Annotated in this window: 18 protein-coding genes; all 18 read left to right on the top strand. The window is 57.0% G+C overall.

Annotation, left to right across the window (positions count from 1 at the left end; translation table 11 throughout):
• Positions 1-15: 15 nt before the first annotated feature.
• The 18 genes from rnpA (at position 16) to glmU (ending at position 17,231) form a co-directional block, all read left to right on the top strand.
• A complete protein-coding gene (gene rnpA / locus HBH25_RS18950) occupies positions 16-411 on the top strand; it encodes a ribonuclease P protein component (protein ID WP_168085499.1) in 396 nt (131 codons plus the stop codon).
• Positions 404-649 carry a membrane protein insertion efficiency factor YidD gene (gene yidD, locus HBH25_RS18945; RefSeq protein WP_168085498.1) on the top strand — a complete coding sequence of 82 codons (246 nt, stop codon included), beginning with the start codon at positions 404-406 and terminating at the stop codon, positions 647-649. The genes rnpA and yidD overlap by 8 nt, the downstream gene beginning before the upstream one ends.
• 2 nt (positions 650-651) lie before the next feature.
• Positions 652-2,331, top strand: coding sequence for a membrane protein insertase YidC (yidC, locus tag HBH25_RS18940; protein WP_168085497.1), 1,680 nt, complete (start codon positions 652-654; stop codon positions 2,329-2,331).
• 69 nt (positions 2,332-2,400) lie between these two features.
• Positions 2,401-3,771, top strand: coding sequence for a tRNA uridine-5-carboxymethylaminomethyl(34) synthesis GTPase MnmE (mnmE, locus tag HBH25_RS18935; protein ID WP_168085496.1), 1,371 nt, complete (start codon positions 2,401-2,403; stop codon positions 3,769-3,771).
• Between the two features lie 505 nt (positions 3,772-4,276).
• Positions 4,277-6,169, top strand: a complete 1,893-nt coding sequence (mnmG, locus tag HBH25_RS18930) for a tRNA uridine-5-carboxymethylaminomethyl(34) synthesis enzyme MnmG (protein ID WP_168085495.1) — start codon at positions 4,277-4,279, stop codon at positions 6,167-6,169.
• A 5-nt stretch (positions 6,170-6,174) separates the two neighbouring features.
• Positions 6,175-6,813, top strand: coding sequence for a 16S rRNA (guanine(527)-N(7))-methyltransferase RsmG (rsmG, locus tag HBH25_RS18925; RefSeq protein ID WP_178089060.1), 639 nt, complete (start codon positions 6,175-6,177; stop codon positions 6,811-6,813).
• Positions 6,814-6,831: 18 nt separating this feature from the next.
• Positions 6,832-7,623 (top strand): ParA family protein, encoded by a 792-nt coding sequence (locus tag HBH25_RS18920; RefSeq protein ID WP_168085493.1) that lies wholly within the window; start codon positions 6,832-6,834, stop codon positions 7,621-7,623.
• Positions 7,624-7,632: 9 nt separating this feature from the next.
• Positions 7,633-8,505, top strand: a complete 873-nt coding sequence (locus HBH25_RS18915; RefSeq protein WP_168085492.1) for a ParB/RepB/Spo0J family partition protein — start codon at positions 7,633-7,635, stop codon at positions 8,503-8,505.
• A 147-nt stretch (positions 8,506-8,652) separates the two neighbouring features.
• The gene (locus HBH25_RS18910) at positions 8,653-9,060 is read left to right on the top strand and encodes a F0F1 ATP synthase subunit I (protein WP_168085491.1); all 408 of its coding nucleotides are present in this window, start codon (positions 8,653-8,655) and stop codon (positions 9,058-9,060) included.
• A gap of 16 nt (positions 9,061-9,076) precedes the next feature.
• Positions 9,077-9,946, top strand: coding sequence for a F0F1 ATP synthase subunit A (atpB, locus tag HBH25_RS18905; protein ID WP_168085490.1), 870 nt, complete (start codon positions 9,077-9,079; stop codon positions 9,944-9,946).
• A gap of 163 nt (positions 9,947-10,109) precedes the next feature.
• The gene (gene atpE / locus HBH25_RS18900; protein ID WP_003097235.1) at positions 10,110-10,367 is read left to right on the top strand and encodes a F0F1 ATP synthase subunit C; all 258 of its coding nucleotides are present in this window, start codon (positions 10,110-10,112) and stop codon (positions 10,365-10,367) included.
• A gap of 55 nt (positions 10,368-10,422) precedes the next feature.
• Positions 10,423-10,893 carry a F0F1 ATP synthase subunit B gene (locus HBH25_RS18895; RefSeq protein ID WP_168085489.1) on the top strand — a complete coding sequence of 157 codons (471 nt, stop codon included), beginning with the start codon at positions 10,423-10,425 and terminating at the stop codon, positions 10,891-10,893.
• Positions 10,894-10,905: 12 nt separating this feature from the next.
• Positions 10,906-11,442 (top strand): F0F1 ATP synthase subunit delta, encoded by a 537-nt coding sequence (locus HBH25_RS18890; protein ID WP_168085488.1) that lies wholly within the window; start codon positions 10,906-10,908, stop codon positions 11,440-11,442.
• A 21-nt stretch (positions 11,443-11,463) separates the two neighbouring features.
• Positions 11,464-13,008 carry a F0F1 ATP synthase subunit alpha gene (atpA, locus tag HBH25_RS18885; RefSeq protein ID WP_168085487.1) on the top strand — a complete coding sequence of 515 codons (1,545 nt, stop codon included), beginning with the start codon at positions 11,464-11,466 and terminating at the stop codon, positions 13,006-13,008.
• 48 nt (positions 13,009-13,056) lie between these two features.
• Positions 13,057-13,917: a F0F1 ATP synthase subunit gamma gene (gene atpG, locus HBH25_RS18880; RefSeq protein ID WP_168085486.1), complete on the top strand. Its 861-nt coding sequence runs from the start codon at positions 13,057-13,059 to the stop codon at positions 13,915-13,917.
• A gap of 27 nt (positions 13,918-13,944) precedes the next feature.
• A complete protein-coding gene (gene atpD, locus HBH25_RS18875) occupies positions 13,945-15,321 on the top strand; it encodes a F0F1 ATP synthase subunit beta (RefSeq protein ID WP_168085485.1) in 1,377 nt (458 codons plus the stop codon).
• A gap of 44 nt (positions 15,322-15,365) precedes the next feature.
• Positions 15,366-15,791: a F0F1 ATP synthase subunit epsilon gene (locus HBH25_RS18870; RefSeq protein WP_168085484.1), complete on the top strand. Its 426-nt coding sequence runs from the start codon at positions 15,366-15,368 to the stop codon at positions 15,789-15,791.
• Positions 15,792-15,866: 75 nt separating this feature from the next.
• A complete protein-coding gene (gene glmU / locus HBH25_RS18865; RefSeq protein WP_168085483.1) occupies positions 15,867-17,231 on the top strand; it encodes a bifunctional UDP-N-acetylglucosamine diphosphorylase/glucosamine-1-phosphate N-acetyltransferase GlmU in 1,365 nt (454 codons plus the stop codon).
• The last annotated feature ends 21 nt before the right edge of the window (positions 17,232-17,252 follow it).

Here is a 17,252-nt window from a genome sequence, read left to right as displayed (position 1 = left end):
GCTGGCACAGGTTAGGTGAGTCAGGACTTCAGCCGGAGCAAGCGCCTGCTTGTTCCGAAGCAATTCAAGGCAGTCTTTGACTCCCCGACCGCCAAGGTCCCGGGGAAGCATCTCCTGATCCTTGCCAAGGACAACCAGCTTGATCATCCACGCCTGGGGCTGGTGATCGGCAAGAAAAGTGTCAAGTTGTCGGTGCAGCGCAACCGCATCAAGCGCGTGATTCGAGATTCCTTCCGCCACCACCAGGTTGCTCTGGAAGGCTGGGATATCGTCATCGTTGCTCGAAAGGGGCTAGGCGACATCGAGAACGCCGAACTGCATTTGCATTTCGCCAAGCTTTGGAAGCGCCTGGCCCGTACTCGGCCGGCCGCCCCTACCGAACCCAAGGAACAGCACAGCCAAGATGCGTAAACTGGTCCTGCTACCGATCCAGTTTTACCGTTACGCCATTAGCCCACTGATGGCCAGCCATTGCCGTTTCTATCCCAGTTGCTCCTGCTATGCCCACGAAGCCATCAGCCAACACGGCGTATGGCGTGGGAGCTGGCTGTCCGTACGCCGGCTGGGGCGCTGCCATCCCTGGAATGCCGGCGGCTTCGATCCTGTCCCGCCTGTGTCCACCCCTCGTAATAATTCGATAGCCGAGTAATCATGGATATAAAACGTACGATCCTGATGGGCGCCCTGGCAGTCGTGGCTTATGTGCTGGTTCTGAAGTGGAACCAGGATTATGGTCAGGCCACCCTGCCTACCCAGAGCGTGGCGACTCAGGCAAATATTCCTTCGGACTTGCCACAGGCACCGGGGGCAACCGCTGGCAACACGGATATTCCGGACACCAATGCGCCGGCCATCCCTGCAGCAACTCCCGTGAATGCAGCGGCTCAGGGTTTGATTCGTGTTCGCACTGATGTGCTGGACCTGGCCATCGATCCCAAAGGCGGTGACATCGTCCAGTTGACGCTGCCGCAATACCCGCGCCGCCAGGATCATCCCGATGTGCCGTTTCAGTTGTTCGATAACGGCAGCGAGCGTGTCTACCTGGCTCAAAGTGGGTTGACCGGTGCAAATGGCCCGGACGTTCAGGCCAGCGGCCGTCCACTGTATGCCAGTTCCAGCACCAGCTACCAATTGGCCGACGGCCAGAACACGCTCATTGTGGATCTGTCCGTCAATCAAGACGGTGTCAACTACATCAAACGGTTCACGCTTGAGCGTGGTGAGTACGACCTCAAAGTCAGCTACCTGATTGATAACCAGAGCAGCCAAGCTTGGACGGGCAACCTGTTTGCACAGCTCAAGCGCGATGCCAGCTCCGATCCATCGTCCAGCACAGCTACAGGCACCGCGACCTACCTGGGTGCTGCCCTGTGGACAACATCCGAGCCTTACAAAAAGGTTCCGATGAAGGACATCGACAAGGGCCAGTTCAAGGAAACGGTCCAAGGTGGATGGGTAGCGTGGCTGCAGCACTACTTCGTTACAGCCTGGGTACCCGCAGCTGGCGATAGCAACAACGTCATGACCCGCAAGGACAGCCAAGGCAACTACATTGTGGGCTTCACTGGGCCCACCATGAACATTGCGCCTGGTGCCAAGGCCGAAACCACCGCTACGTTGTATGCCGGCCCCAAGATCCAGGACAAGCTCAAGCAGTTGTCCCCAGGCCTTGAGCTGACAGTCGACTACGGTTTCCTGTGGTTTATTGCCCAACCGATCTTCTGGCTGCTCAAGCATATCCACAGCCTGCTGAACAACTGGGGATGGTCGATCATCTGCCTCACCGTGCTGATCAAGCTGTTGTTCTTCCCTCTGTCGGCCGCCAGCTACAAGTCGATGGCTCGCATGCGTGCTGTGGCACCTCGCCTGGCTGCACTGAAGGAACAGTTTGGCGACGACCGCCAGAAGATGTCCCAGGCCATGATGGAGTTGTACAAGAAGGAAAAGATCAACCCGTTGGGTGGTTGCCTGCCGATCGTGGTGCAGATGCCAGTGTTCCTGGCCTTGTACTGGGTGTTGCTTGAAAGCGTAGAAATGCGCCAGGCGCCCTGGATGTTCTGGATTACCGACTTGTCCATCAAAGACCCGTTCTTCATTCTGCCGATCATCATGGGCGCCACCATGTTCATTCAGCAGCGGTTGAACCCTGCGCCGCCAGACCCCATGCAAGCCAAGGTCATGAAGTTGATGCCAATCGTCTTCACGTTCTTCTTCCTGTGGTTCCCAGCAGGCCTGGTGCTGTACTGGATCACCAACAACACGCTGTCGATCCTTCAACAGTGGTTCATCACACGTAGCATCGAACGCGCCAACGCCAACGCATCGGCCTGATTCGCTACACTTGTTTTGCAAACGCCCCTTGATAGGGGCGTTTTGCATTCTTCCAGCAGTGGATAACTTATGAACCTTTCCAACGACACTATTGCAGCCATTGCGACTGCCCAGGGCAGGGGCGGCGTAGGTATCGTTCGCGTTTCAGGGCCGCTGGCAATCAAAGTGGCTGACCAGGTGCTTGGGCGCACGCTTGAACCTCGCTACGCGCACCATGGCGCCTTTCGCGGGCCGGGTGGGGATAACTTGGATGAAGGCTTGGCACTCTTTTTCAAAGGCCCTCATTCGTTCACGGGAGAGGACGTGCTGGAACTGCATGGCCATGGCGGGCCAGTAGTACTGGATATGTTGCTGAAGCATTGTGTCGATTTGGGTTGCCGGCTTGCACGCCCTGGCGAATTCAGCGAACGGGCATTCCTCAATGACAAGCTTGACCTGGCTCAGGCCGAAGCCATTGCCGACCTGATCGAGGCCAGTTCAGAGCAGGCCGCCCGCAATGCCGTGCGGTCCTTGCAGGGTGCGTTTTCAAAGCGCGTGGAGGCGTTGACCGAATCCTTGATTCAACTGCGCATCTACGTAGAAGCCGCTATCGATTTTCCCGAGGAGGAAATCGACTTCCTGGCTGACGGCCTTGTGTTATCCAAGCTCGAAGCTGTCCGTGAATCTCTAGCAGTGGTTATGCGTGAAGCCAGCCAAGGGGCCTTGATCCGTGAAGGGATGACACTGGTGATCGCGGGGCGACCAAATGCCGGCAAGTCCAGCCTGCTCAACCTGCTGGCGGGGCGAGATGCTGCCATCGTTACTGACATCGCCGGCACCACACGGGACATCCTAAGAGAACATATCCACATCGATGGCATGCCGCTTCACGTTATCGATACGGCAGGGTTACGAGACACGGGTGACGTTGTTGAAAAGATCGGCGTGGAACGTGCCCTGAAGGCCATACAGGAGGCGGACCGCATTTTCCTTGTGGTGGATACCAGTAGTGCAGAGGCGACGGACCCTTACGCCCTATGGCCGGAATTCATGGACACTGCCCCGCACCCTTCGAAAGTGACACTGGTACGAAACAAGGCAGACCTCAGCGGGGAAACCGTGCGGTTGAACGTAGAGCCATCAGGCCAGGCCACCCTTACCCTCAGTGCGTTGGATACCGGTACAGGCCTGGCGTTGCTTCGTGAACATCTCAAAGCGGTTATGGGGTACGAGCACACAGCAGAAGGCAGTTTCAGCGCTCGTCGGCGCCATTTGGATGCCCTTGAACAGGCAAGTGGTTACCTTGACCACGGCCTAGCGCAGCTTGTCCATGCAGCTGCGGGAGAATTGCTGGCTGAAGACCTTCGGCTGGCGCAGCAGTGCTTAGGCGAGATTACCGGAGCGTTTAGCTCGGACGATCTGCTTGGGCGGATTTTCACGAGTTTTTGTATCGGGAAATGAAATCTGTGCACACCAATCGAACCCTGACTCACAGACAGCAACTCCACTCACGCAGCTGAAACAAAAATATTCCCTCACTGAAAACCGGCCATCGAGCCGGTTTTTTTATATCCACAGCCCAGGAGCCCTGTGGAAAAGCCTACTAGAGCTCTTTTGATAACACGTCCTGCTAGCTGTGTATAAAAGTGCCCTGGGGATAAAGCTTGATTTATGCACAGGCTATAATCCGTTATCCTCAATACTCAAAGGCATCTATCGACAATGTTCAAGATCGCTGTACAGTGCATGAATAAAGGCCTGCATAGCTTTATCCACAGAAAGGGTGCTGACTAAGAATAAACATAAAAACAAAGCTTTTATAAATCTCTTCTCTTTTATGTATCTATTGGCAGCCAACCGCTGCCGGCTGGCTATTTTTTGCACAAACGGTTTCTTTCCACAGGCCAAATTCCCTATACTGCGCAGCTATCCCAAATTACCCATATGAACAGGCACGAGGTGCGTGGTGGATTTCCCTTCCCGTTTTGAAGTGATCGTCATCGGCGGTGGCCATGCCGGTACCGAGGCCGCGCTCGCTTCCGCGCGGATGGGCGCACGTACATTGCTGCTGACTCACAACGTTGAAACCCTGGGCCAAATGAGCTGCAACCCTGCTATTGGCGGGATCGGCAAAAGCCACTTGGTCAAGGAAATCGATGCGCTTGGCGGCGCTATGGCGTTGGCCACAGACAAAGGCGGCATCCAGTTCCGTGTATTGAACAACCGCAAGGGCCCGGCAGTGCGTGCAACGCGTGCGCAGGCAGATCGGGTGCTGTACAAAGCTGCAGTGCGTGACATCCTCGAAAACCAGCCCAACCTGTGGATATTTCAACAGGCCTGCGACGATCTGATTGTCGAAGGGGACGAGGTGAAAGGGGTGGTAACCCAAATGGGCCTGCGTTTCCATGCAGACTCTGTAGTACTGACAGCAGGTACCTTCCTGGGTGGGCTTATCCACATTGGCATGGATAACTATTCAGGCGGGCGCGCAGGTGATCCGCCTTCCATTGCATTGGCCAGGCGCCTGCGTGAATTGCCATTACGAGTGGGCCGCTTGAAAACCGGGACTCCGCCACGCATCGATGGAAAGTCTGTTGATTTTTCGGTCATGACAGAACAGCCGGGTGATACGCCTATTCCTGTCATGTCATTCATGGGCAATGCCCAGATGCATCCGCGCCAGGTGAGTTGCTGGATTACCCATACCAATGCTCGCACTCACGAGATCATCGCGGCCAACCTGGACCGTTCTCCCATGTATTCGGGGGTCATCGAAGGTGTAGGGCCTCGCTATTGTCCGTCCATCGAGGACAAGATCCATCGGTTCGCCGACAAGGACAGCCATCAGGTATTCATCGAGCCCGAGGGTTTGACGACTCACGAGCTGTATCCAAACGGCATCTCCACGTCATTGCCTTTTGACGTGCAGCTACAGATTGTGCGATCCATCCGAGGGATGGAAAACGCCCACATCATGCGACCGGGTTACGCCATCGAGTACGACTACTTTGACCCTCGTGACCTGAAATACAGCCTTGAAACAAAAGCCATTGCCGGTTTGTTCTTTGCTGGGCAGATCAACGGCACAACGGGGTACGAAGAGGCGGGCGCACAAGGTTTGCTGGCAGGGGCCAATGCAGCATTGCGCGCAAAGGGTCAAGACGCCTGGTGCCCACGCCGCGATGAGGCTTACATGGGGGTGCTTGTGGATGACCTGATTACCCTGGGTACGCAAGAGCCTTACCGCATGTTTACGTCCCGGGCGGAATACCGGCTGGTATTGCGCGAAGACAATGCCGACCTGCGCCTGACTGAAACAGGCCGCCGATTGGGCCTGGTGGATGATGCGCGGTGGCAGGCATTTTGTACCAAGCGTGAAGCCATCGAGCGTGAGGAACAACGCTTGAAAAGCACCTGGGTGAGGCCCGGTACGCCAGTAGGTGAAGCGGTCGCCAACCACTACGGCACACCGCTGGCTCATGAATACAACCTGCTGAATCTGCTCAGCCGGCCGGAAATCGATTATGCAGGCCTCACGGCCATTACCGGCACTACTGAAATTGATCCACAGGTTGCCGAGCAGGTTGAAATCAAGGTCAAGTATGCAGGCTATATCGAACGCCAGCAGGACGAGATTGAAAAACTGCGCGCCAGCGAAAACATACGACTGCCTGTGGATATCGATTACCCTGCTATCTCAGGCCTTTCCAAGGAAATCCAGGCCAAGCTGAGCCAGGCACGCCCTGAAACATTAGGTCAGGCGTCGCGTATTCCAGGTGTTACGCCAGCGGCTATTTCCCTGTTGATGATTCACCTGAAAAAACGTGGTGCAGCCAGGCAGGTGGAGCACAGCGCGTGACCAACATGATTACCTCTCGCCAGCGTGATGAATTATCCACAGGTGCCAAAGCCCTTGGGGTTTCGCTCGCGCCTGCCCAGGAAGAGCAATTGCTGGGGTACCTGGCGTTGCTGATCAAATGGAACAAAGCCTACAACCTGACTGCAGTACGGGACCCGGATGAAATGGTGTCCCGTCACCTTCTGGACAGCTTGAGCATCGCCAAGTACGTCGGCGAGCGCGATCGGTGGATCGATGTAGGCAGCGGGGGCGGCATGCCGGGCATTCCCCTGGCGATTCTGTACCCACAGAAGTCCATTACCACGTTGGATAGCATTGGCAAGAAAACTCGGTTTCAAACCCAGGTCAAGCTTGAACTCAAGCTTGCCAACCTTGAAATTATCCACAGCCGTGTAGAGGCTCACCAGCCATCTCAGAGGTATGATGGCATTGTGTCCCGAGCCTTCAGCAGCCTGGAGGATTTCACCAACTGGACCCGCCACCTAGGTAACCCCGACACACGCTGGTTCGCGATGAAGGGGCTACATCCGACAGATGAACTGGTAGCATTGCCCGCTGATTTTGAAATCGATAGCGCGCATGCCTTGGCCGTACCAGGTTGCCAAGGCCAACGGCATCTACTGATACTGCGCCGCAAGGCATGACGGGGAACACAAGCGACAATGGCTAAGGTATTCGCAATCGCGAACCAGAAAGGTGGGGTCGGAAAAACCACGACCTGCATAAACCTCGCGGCTTCACTGGTCGCCGTCAAGCGTCGAGTATTATTGATCGACCTTGATCCGCAGGGTAACGCCACCATGGGCAGCGGTGTGGATAAGCATTCACTGGAGCGCTCGGTCTATGACCTGCTTATCGGTGAATGCGACTTGAATGAGGCCATGCATTTTTCCGAACACGGTGGTTATCAGCTGCTGCCGGCCAACCGGGACCTGACAGCGGCAGAAGTTGTGCTGCTGGAAATGCAGATGAAAGAAAGCCGTCTGCGTAATGCCTTGGCGCCTATTCGCGAAAACTATGATTACATCCTGATCGACTGCCCACCTTCGCTGTCGATGCTGACGCTCAACGCGCTGGTGGCAGCCGATGGCGTCATCATCCCCATGCAGTGCGAGTACTTTGCACTGGAAGGGCTCAGCGACCTTGTGGATAACATCAAACGCATTGGGGCAGCTATCAATCCTTCGCTCAAGATCGAAGGTTTGCTACGCACCATGTACGATCCTCGGCTGAGCCTCATCAATGACGTGTCCGCACAGCTCAAAGAGCACTTTGGCGATCAGTTGTACGAGACTGTCATTCCTCGCAATATCCGCCTTGCCGAAGCACCAAGTTTTGGAATGCCCGCGCTGACCTACGACAAGCAGTCCAAAGGGGCGATGGCCTATCTGGAGCTGGCCAACGAAATGGTTCGCCGTCAACGCCGCAAGGCTCGCACCGCTGCGGCGGTCTAAGGAAACGCAATGGCTGTCAAAAAACGAGGGTTGGGCCGGGGGCTCGATGCGCTGCTGAGCGCGCCAACCGCTTCAGCCTTGGAAGCACAAGCGGTCGGGCTTGAGGAAAAAGAACTGCAGTACCTGCCGCTGGATGTGATTCAGCGAGGCAAGTACCAGCCTCGGCGGGATATGGACCCGCAGGCGCTGGAAGAGCTGGCGCAGTCCATCCGTGCACAAGGCGTGATGCAGCCGATCGTAGTACGGCCGATAGCCAAGGGCCGTTATGAGATCATTGCCGGTGAACGCCGTTGGCGAGCCAGCCAACAGGCCGGGCAGGAGCGTATCCCTGCCATGGTTCGAGAAGTACCGGACGAAACGGCAATTGCCATGGCGCTGATCGAGAATATCCAGCGCGAAGACCTCAACCCGCTTGAAGAAGCCATTGCCTTGCAACGGTTACAGCAAGAGTTTCAGCTGACACAGCAACAGGTGGCCGAAGCAGTGGGCAAATCCCGCGCGACGGTTACCAACCTGTTGCGGCTGATCACGCTGCCCGAAGGTATTAAAACCATGCTGGCGCACGGTGACTTGGAGATGGGACATGCCAGGGCATTGCTAGGCCTGCCGGACGAGCGCCAGCTTGAGGGGGCGCGACATGTTGTCGCACGCGGCCTCACTGTGCGCCAAACCGAGGCATTGGTTCGCCAATGGTTGAACACGACAGAACAGCCTGCGAAGGAGGTCAAGACCGACCCGGATATCGCTCGGCTGGAACAGCGCCTGGCAGAGCGGCTGGGCTCTGCAGTGCAGATACGCCATGGTGGGAAGGGGAAAGGGCAGTTGGTCATTCGGTACAACTCGCTGGATGAGCTGCAGGGGGTCCTTGCTCACATTCGCTGAAACATCAAGTTTCAGGCGAGCAGTCGGAAAAGCCACGCCGGTAGTTGAACAGGGGCTGAACCGCCCCTATACTCTGCGCGCATTTTGTCGGCACATTCTATGCCAAGTCGTCGTTGTTCGGCAGGCCGACCTTCAGGAGCCAAATCGATGGAAACCCGCACGCCAAACCGCTTGCCGTTCCATCGCTGGGCAGTTTTCCCCGTCCTGATGGCTCAATTGATCACTCTACTGCTGGCAGCCTTGGTGCTGTGGCAGTGGCACGGGCCGGTCAGCGGCTATTCAGGCATGTGTGGAGGCCTGATCGGCTGGCTGCCCAATGTTTATTTTGCTTCGAAGGCTTTCCGCTTCAGCGGTGCCCGAGCAGCACAGGCTATCGTCCGGTCCTTTTACGCCGGCGAGGCAGGCAAACTGATTTTAACGGCAGTGCTGTTTGCACTGACGTTCGTAGGGGTAAAGCCGCTGGCGCCATTGGCGCTGTTCGGCGTGTTCCTGTTGACTCAACTGGTCAACTGGTTCGCACCTCTGCTCATGAAAACAAGATTTTCAAGACCTTAGGGCGTTTGAGGCAACCATGGCAGCAGAAACCGCTTCGGGCTATATACAGCACCACCTTCAGAACCTGACTTTCGGTCAACTTGCCGACGGTAGCTGGGGCCTTGCCCACAGCGCTGCCGAGGCCAAGGCCATGGGTTTCTGGGCTTTCCACGTCGACACCTTGGGCTGGTCCGTTGCCTTGGGTGTGATCTTCGTTCTGCTGTTCCGCATGGCAGCACGCAAGGCAACCTCCGGCCAGCCTGGCGCCTTGCAGAACTTCGTCGAAGTGCTGGTCGAGTTTGTCGATGGCAGTGTGAAGGACAGCTTCCATGGCCGTAGCGCTGTTATCGCGCCCCTGGCATTGACCATCTTCGCTTGGGTATTCCTGATGAACGCCATCGACCTCATCCCGGTCGACTGGATTCCTCAGGTAGCGGCCAAGCTGACCGGCAACCACGAAATCGCCTTCCGTGCAGTGTCCACTACTGACCCGAATGCTACGTTGGGCATGGCACTGTCAGTGTTCGCGCTCATCATTTTCTACAGCATCAAGGTCAAGGGCCTGGGCGGCTTCATCGGCGAGCTCACCTTGCACCCCTTCAGCAGCAAAAACACCGCTGTGCAGATCCTGCTCATCCCGGTCAACTTCCTGCTTGAGTTCGTGACGCTGATTGCGAAGCCAATTTCCTTGGCACTGCGGTTGTTCGGCAACATGTATGCCGGCGAACTGGTGTTCATTCTGATTGCGGTAATGTTCGGTAGCGGTCTGCTCTGGCTTAGTGGCCTGGGTGTTGTCCTGCAATGGGCGTGGGCGGTATTCCACATCCTGATCATTACCCTGCAAGCGTTCATCTTCATGATGCTGACCATCGTCTACCTGTCGATGGCCCACGAAGATAACCATTAAGGCTCGTCTGGCGCGTCTTATGTCTTTCCTGGCGGCATCACAGCTGTCAGGAAAGAAGGCCGCACCCCGGCGCCTGTGCCGAGACGGCTTTGCTACTCCTTTGCTTTACCGCTTTAAACCTAAGAAAACCTAACCAATACGACGTAAAAAGTCGGGAGGAAAGATGGAAACTGTAGTTGGTCTGACCGCTATCGCTGTTGCTCTGCTGATCGGCCTGGGCGCACTGGGTACCGCTATCGGCTTCGGCCTGCTGGGCGGCAAGTTCCTGGAAGGCGCTGCTCGCCAACCAGAAATGGTCCCTATGCTTCAGGTCAAAATGTTCATCGTCGCCGGCCTGCTGGACGCCGTGACCATGATCGGCGTTGGTATCGCACTGTTCTTCACCTTCGCGAACCCCTTCGTTGGTCAGATCGCTGGTTGATCACTCTCTCCTGAGTGAGTAGGTGTGATGTGCAAAGAACGAGCGAGGTGTTGGCGTGAACATTAATGCAACCCTGATAGGCCAGTCCGTTGCGTTCTTCATTTTCGTGTGGTTCTGCATGAAGTTCGTATGGCCTCCGGTCATCGCGGCTCTGCAGGAACGCCAGAAGAAGATCGCTGATGGTCTGGACGCTGCCAGCCGTGCTGCTCGCGACCTGGAATTGGCCCAAGATAAAGCGGGTCAACAACTGCGCGATGCCAAGGCACAAGCTGCCGAAATCATCGAACAGTCCAAGAAGCGTGGTACGCAGATTGTCGACGAAGCCCGGGAACAGGCTCGCGTCGAGGCTGAACGCATCAAAGTACAGGCTTCGGCAGAGATCGAGCAGGAACTGAACAGTGCCAAGGATGCCTTGCGTGCCCAAGTGGGCTTGCTGGCTGTCACTGGCGCCGAGAAGATCCTGGGATCGTCTATCGATCAAACTGCGCACGCGGAGCTGGTCAATAAACTGGCCTCTGAAATTTAAGCGAGGGCGATCATGGCAGAACTGACCACGTTGGCCCGACCTTATGCCAAGGCGGCCTTCGAGCATGCCCAGGCCCACCAGCAACTGGCCAATTGGTCAGCCATGCTCGGCCTGGCTGCAGCGGTGTCTGAAGACGGCACCATGCAGCAATTGCTCAAGGCCCCGCGACTGACGAGCGCAGAAAAGGCCGCAGCCTTTATTCAGGTATGCGGTGAGAAGTTTGATGCACAGGCACGTAATTTCATTCACGTTGCCGCGGAAAATGACCGACTCCTGCTGTTGCCGGAGATCTCGGCGTTGTTCGACCTGTACAAGGCCGAGCAGGAAAAATCCGTGGATGTGAACGTCACCAGTGCCTTCGCATTGAACCAAGAACAGCAAGACAAACTCGCCAAGGTTCTCAGTGCACGGCTCGGCCGGGAAGTGCGACTGCACGCTGCGGAGGATGCCAGCCTGATCGGTGGCGTCGTTATCCGCGCCGGTGACCTGGTAATCGATGGCTCGGTGCGCGGCAAAATCGCGCAACTGGCCGAAGCACTGAAATCTTGAGTTTGAAGGGGCAGCAGAGCAATGCAGCAACTCAATCCTTCCGAAATTAGCGAAATCATCAAGGGGCGCATCGAACAACTCGATGTCACCTCTCAGGCCCGCAATGAAGGTACCGTAGTCAGTGTGTCTGACGGTATCGTGCGGATCCACGGTCTGGCCGACGTCATGTACGGCGAAATGATCGAGTTCCCTGATGGCGTCTTTGGTATGGCGCTCAACCTGGAACAGGACTCGGTTGGCGCCGTAGTCTTGGGTGCCTACAACTCCTTGGCCGAAGGCATGAGTGCCAAGTGCACCGGCCGTATCCTGGAAGTGCCGGTTGGCAAGGCCCTGCTGGGCCGTGTGGTCGATGCGCTGGGTAACCCGGTCGACGGCAAGGGCCCTCTGGGCCACACCGAAACCGACGCGGTCGAGAAAGTCGCACCGGGCGTGATCTGGCGTAAATCCGTCGACCAGCCCTTGCAGACCGGCTATAAGGCAGTCGACGCCATGATCCCGGTAGGCCGTGGCCAGCGTGAGCTGATCATCGGTGACCGTCAGATCGGTAAAACTGCAATGGCCATCGACGCCATCATCAACCAGAAGAACAGCGGTATCTTCTGCGTGTATGTGGCTATCGGTCAGAAGCAGTCGACCATTGCCAACATCGTTCGCAAGCTCGAAGAGCATGGCGCGCTGGCAAACACCATTATCGTAGCTGCCTCGGCCTCCGAATCGGCTGCGTTGCAATACCTGGCACCCTACTCGGGCTGCACCATGGGCGAATTCTTCCGCGACCGCGGTGAAGATGCTCTGATCGTTTACGATGACCTGTCCAAGCAGGCCGTAGCCTACCGTCAGATCTCCCTGCTGCTGCGTCGTCCACCAGGGCGCGAAGCCTACCCAGGTGACGTGTTCTACCTCCACTCCCGCTTGCTGGAGCGCGCTTCCCGCGTTTCCGAAGAATACGTAGAGAAGTTCACGAACGGTGCTGTTACTGGCAAAACCGGTTCCTTGACGGCTCTGCCGCTGATCGAAACCCAGGCTGGCGACGTTTCCGCGTTCGTTCCAACCAACGTGATCTCGATCACCGATGGCCAGATCTTCCTGGAGTCGGGCATGTTCAACTCGGGCATCCGCCCGGCGGTCAACGCCGGTGTATCGGTATCCCGTGTAGGTGGTGCCGCTCAGACCAAGATCATCAAGAAGCTGTCCGGTGGTATTCGTACCGCGCTGGCCCAGTACCGTGAACTGGCTGCGTTCGCGCAGTTCGCTTCCGACCTGGACGAAGCAACCCGCAAGCAGCTGGAGCATGGTCAGCGCGTTACCGAGCTGATGAAGCAGAAGCAATACGCGCCAATGTCCATCGCTGAGATGGCCCTGTCGCTGTATGCCGCTGAACGTGGCTTCCTCACCGACATCGAAATTGCCAAGATCGGCAGCTTCGAGCAGGCGCTGATTGCTTACTTCAACCGCGATCACGCCGACCTGTTGGCGAAGATCAACGTGAAGGGTGACTTCAACGACGAGATCGATGCCGGCATCAAGGCGGGTATCGAGAAGTTCAAGGCCACCCAGACCTGGTAAGCCGCAGCGGGGGCTTCGGCCCCCGCTTGCTAACCTGATAGGTGAGACATGGCAGGCGCAAAAGAGATTCGCGGCAAGATTGCGAGCATCAAAAGCACGCAAAAAATTACCAGCGCCATGGAAAAGGTGGCGGTCAGCAAAATGCGCAAGGCACAACTGCGCATGGCCGCCAGCCGCCCCTACGCGGACCACATCCGCCAGGTAATCGGGCATCTGGCCAACGCCAACCCTGAATACCGTCACCCGTTCATGCTCGACCGCGAAGCAAAGCGCGTGGGCTATATCGTGGTGAGCAGTGATCGTGGCCTGTGCGGTGGTTTGAACACCAACCTGTTCAAGTTGCTGGTCAAGGACATGGCTGCCAACCGCGAAAGGGGCGTGGAAATCGACCTGTGCGTGGTGGGTAGCAAAGGCGCAACGTTCTTCCGCAGTTTTGGCGGGAACGTGGTTGCAGCAATAAGCCACTTGGGCGAAGAGCCGTCGATCAATGATCTGATCGGTAGCGTCAAAGTGATGCTGGACGCCTACCTTCAGGGCCGTATCGATCGCCTGTGTGTAGCGTCCAACAAGTTTGTAAATACCATGGTGCAAAAGCCTGTGGTAGAGCAGTTGGTACCGTTGGTTGCAACCCCGGATCAAGCGCTCAAGCATCACTGGGATTACCTGTATGAACCCGACGCCAAAGAGCTGCTGGACGGCCTGATGGTGCGTTACGTGGAGTCGCAGGTCTACCAGGCAGTGGTGGAGAACAACGCTTCTGAGCAAGCGGCGCGGATGATCGCCATGAAGAACGCCACCGACAACGCCGGTGACCTGATCAGCGAATTGCAGCTGATCTACAACAAGGCGCGTCAGGCTGCGATCACCCAAGAGATCTCGGAAATCGTCGGCGGCGCTGCCGCGGTTTAACGGTTCAAATATTCAGAGGATCCAGCTATGAGTAGCGGACGTATCGTTCAAATCATCGGCGCCGTGATCGACGTGGAATTCCCACGCGATAGCGTACCGAGCATCTACAACGCGCTGAAGGTACAAGGCGCGGAAACCACCCTGGAAGTTCAGCAGCAGCTGGGCGACGGCGTGGTTCGTACCATTGCCATGGGTTCCACCGAAGGGCTGAAGCGTGGCCTGAACGTGATCGACACCAATGCAGCCATTGCAGTCCCGGTTGGCAAGGCCACCCTGGGTCGCATCATGGACGTATTGGGTAACCCGATTGACGAAGCTGGCCCGATCGATACCGAAGAGCGCTGGGGTATCCACCGTGCAGCCCCTTCCTTCGCGGAGCAGGCTGGCGGCAACGATCTGCTGGAAACCGGTATCAAGGTTATCGACCTAGTATGCCCGTTTGCCAAAGGCGGCAAGGTTGGCCTGTTCGGCGGTGCCGGTGTGGGCAAAACAGTTAACATGATGGAACTCATCCGTAACATCGCCATGGAACACAGCGGTTACTCCGTGTTCGCTGGTGTGGGCGAGCGTACCCGTGAAGGGAACGACTTCTACCACGAGATGAAAGACTCCAACGTTCTGGACAAGGTAGCCCTTGTCTACGGCCAGATGAACGAGCCGCCAGGAAACCGCCTGCGCGTAGCGCTGACCGGCCTGACCATGGCTGAGAAATTCCGTGACGAAGGTAACGACGTTCTGCTGTTCGTCGACAACATCTACCGTTACACCCTGGCCGGTACCGAAGTATCTGCACTGCTGGGCCGTATGCCTTCGGCCGTAGGTTACCAGCCGACCTTGGCAGAAGAGATGGGCGTCCTCCAGGAGCGCATCACTTCCACCAAGAATGGTTCGATCACCTCGATCCAGGCCGTTTACGTTCCCGCGGACGACTTGACCGACCCGTCGCCAGCTACCACTTTCGCTCACCTTGATGCGACCGTGGTACTGTCCCGTGACATCGCCTCGCTGGGTATCTACCCTGCTGTGGACCCGCTGGACTCCACGTCCCGCCAGCTGGACCCACTGGTGATCGGCCAGGAGCACTACGACACCGCTCGCGGCGTTCAGTACGTGCTGCAGCGCTACAAGGAACTGAAAGACATCATCGCCATCCTCGGTATGGACGAGTTGTCCGAAGCAGACAAGCAGCTGGTTTCCCGTGCTCGGAAAATCCAGCGCTTCCTGTCCCAGCCGTTCTTCGTGGCCGAAGTCTTCACCGGTGCCTCGGGTAAATACGTTTCCCTGAAAGACACCATCGCAGGCTTCAAAGGCATCCTCAACGGTGACTACGACCACTTGCCAGAACAGGCGTTCTACATGGTCGGCGGCATCGAAGAAGCGATCGAGAAGGCCAAGAAACTGTAATCCCGGCGCCCGGTAACGGGCGCTTTCAGGTTGAGGCAAGGTAGATGGCTATGACTGTCCATTGCGATATCGTCAGCGCTGAAGGGGAAATCTTCTCCGGCCTGGTAGAGATGGTAATTGCGCACGGCAACCTGGGTGATCTCGGTATCGCTCCAGGCCATGCGCCGTTGCTGACGGACCTGAAGCCAGGTCCGATCCGCTTGATCAAGCAGGGTGGCGCGGCCGAGGTGTTCTACATCTCCGGTGGCTTCCTTGAAGTGCAGCCGAACGTGGTAAAGGTCTTGGCCGATACCGTGCAACGTGCCGCCGACCTTGATGAAGCCTCGGCTCAGAATGCTGTTAAGGCTGCCGAGAAAGCGCTGAATGAGAAAGGAACGGACTTCGATTATAGCGCCGCTGCGGCGCGCTTGGCCGAAGCCACCGCTCAGCTCCGTACAGTGCAGCAAATTCGCAAGAAGTACGGTGGATAACTCTGCCGCTTCTTGAGTGATTGAGTAAAAGGGTAGCCTCGGCTACCCTTTTTCTTTTTTATCCTCAGGGCTTTTATGTCTCTTGATATCGTTATCCTTGCGGCTGGCCAAGGGACGCGCATGCGTTCTGCATTGCCCAAGGTGCTTCATCCAGTAGCCGGTCGCTCTATGTTGGGCCATGTTATCCACAGCGCACGTGAGTTAGCCCCTGTGGGTATCCATGTGGTGATTGGTCATGGTGCGGAGCAGGTTCGTGCTGCTTTGCAAGCGAGCGATATCCACTTCGTAGTGCAGGCGCAGCAGCTAGGCACTGGCCATGCGGTGGCGCAAGCCCAGCCTGGCCTGGCTTCCTCCACCACGCTTGTGCTGTATGGGGACGTCCCCCTTATTCAACCTGCAACCTTGAGGGCCCTGCTTGCCAAGGCCAGTGAAACCCAGGTAGCGCTGCTGACAGTCAACCTTGCAGACCCTACGGGCTACGGTCGCATTATCCGTGATGCCCAAGGGCGGGTAACGGCTATTGTCGAGCACAAGGACGCCACCGAGGCGCAGCGGCAGGTGCGTGAAGGGAATACCGGTATTCTTGCTTTGCCAACAGCCCTACTGGCAGGTTGGATGGCTCGGCTGTCCAACAACAACGTGCAAGGCGAGTATTACCTCACCGATATCATTGCCATGGCTGTGGCGGATGGTCTGGAAGTTGCCACAGAGACTGCCATGCAGCCTATGGAAGTCCAAGGCGCAAACGACCGTCGTCAGTTGGCAGAGCTAGAGCGCTTTTATCAACAACGTGAAGCGGAACGGCTAATGGCGGTGGGTGTAACGCTGCGTGACCCCGCTCGGCTGGATGTTCGAGGAGAGGTCATCGCCGGCCGCGATGTCATGATCGATGTGAACGTGTTGCTTGAGGGCCGCGTTGTGATCGAGGATGACGTACAGATAGGTGCCAACGTTTTCATCAAAGACTGCACGCTCAAGCGTGGCGCTATCATCAAGCCTTTTACGCACTTGGAAGGCGCTACTGTAGGGGAGGGTGCAGACGCAGGCCCGTTCGCTCGCCTGCGGCCTGGTACCGTGCTTGAGGAAAAAGCCCATGTGGGTAACTTCGTCGAGTTGAAAAATGCACACATGGGGCCAGGCGCCAAGGCCGGCCACCTGAGCTACCTAGGCGACGCTTCCATTGGCGCTCGCGCCAACATTGGTGCTGGAACCATTACCTGCAACTACGATGGCGCTAACAAGCACCGTACCGAGCTGGGTGCGGATGTCTTTATCGGGTCCAATAACGCGCTGGTTGCGCCGTTGAAAGTGGGGGACGGCGCTACCACGGCGGCAGGTTCCACTATCACTGCAGACATACCCGAGCAACAGCTGGGTGTGGCCCGTGCCAGGCAACGCAATATCGACGGTTGGAAACGGCCGGAAAAGAAGAAGCCCTGACACATAGGCCTGTTGTAGGGG

It is taken from the genome of Pseudomonas quercus, from assembly GCF_012033695.1.
GTDB lineage: Bacteria > Pseudomonadota > Gammaproteobacteria > Pseudomonadales > Pseudomonadaceae > Aquipseudomonas > Aquipseudomonas quercus.
Note: the sequence above shows the minus strand (reverse complement) of the source record. Positions and strands in the feature narration are given on the sequence as shown.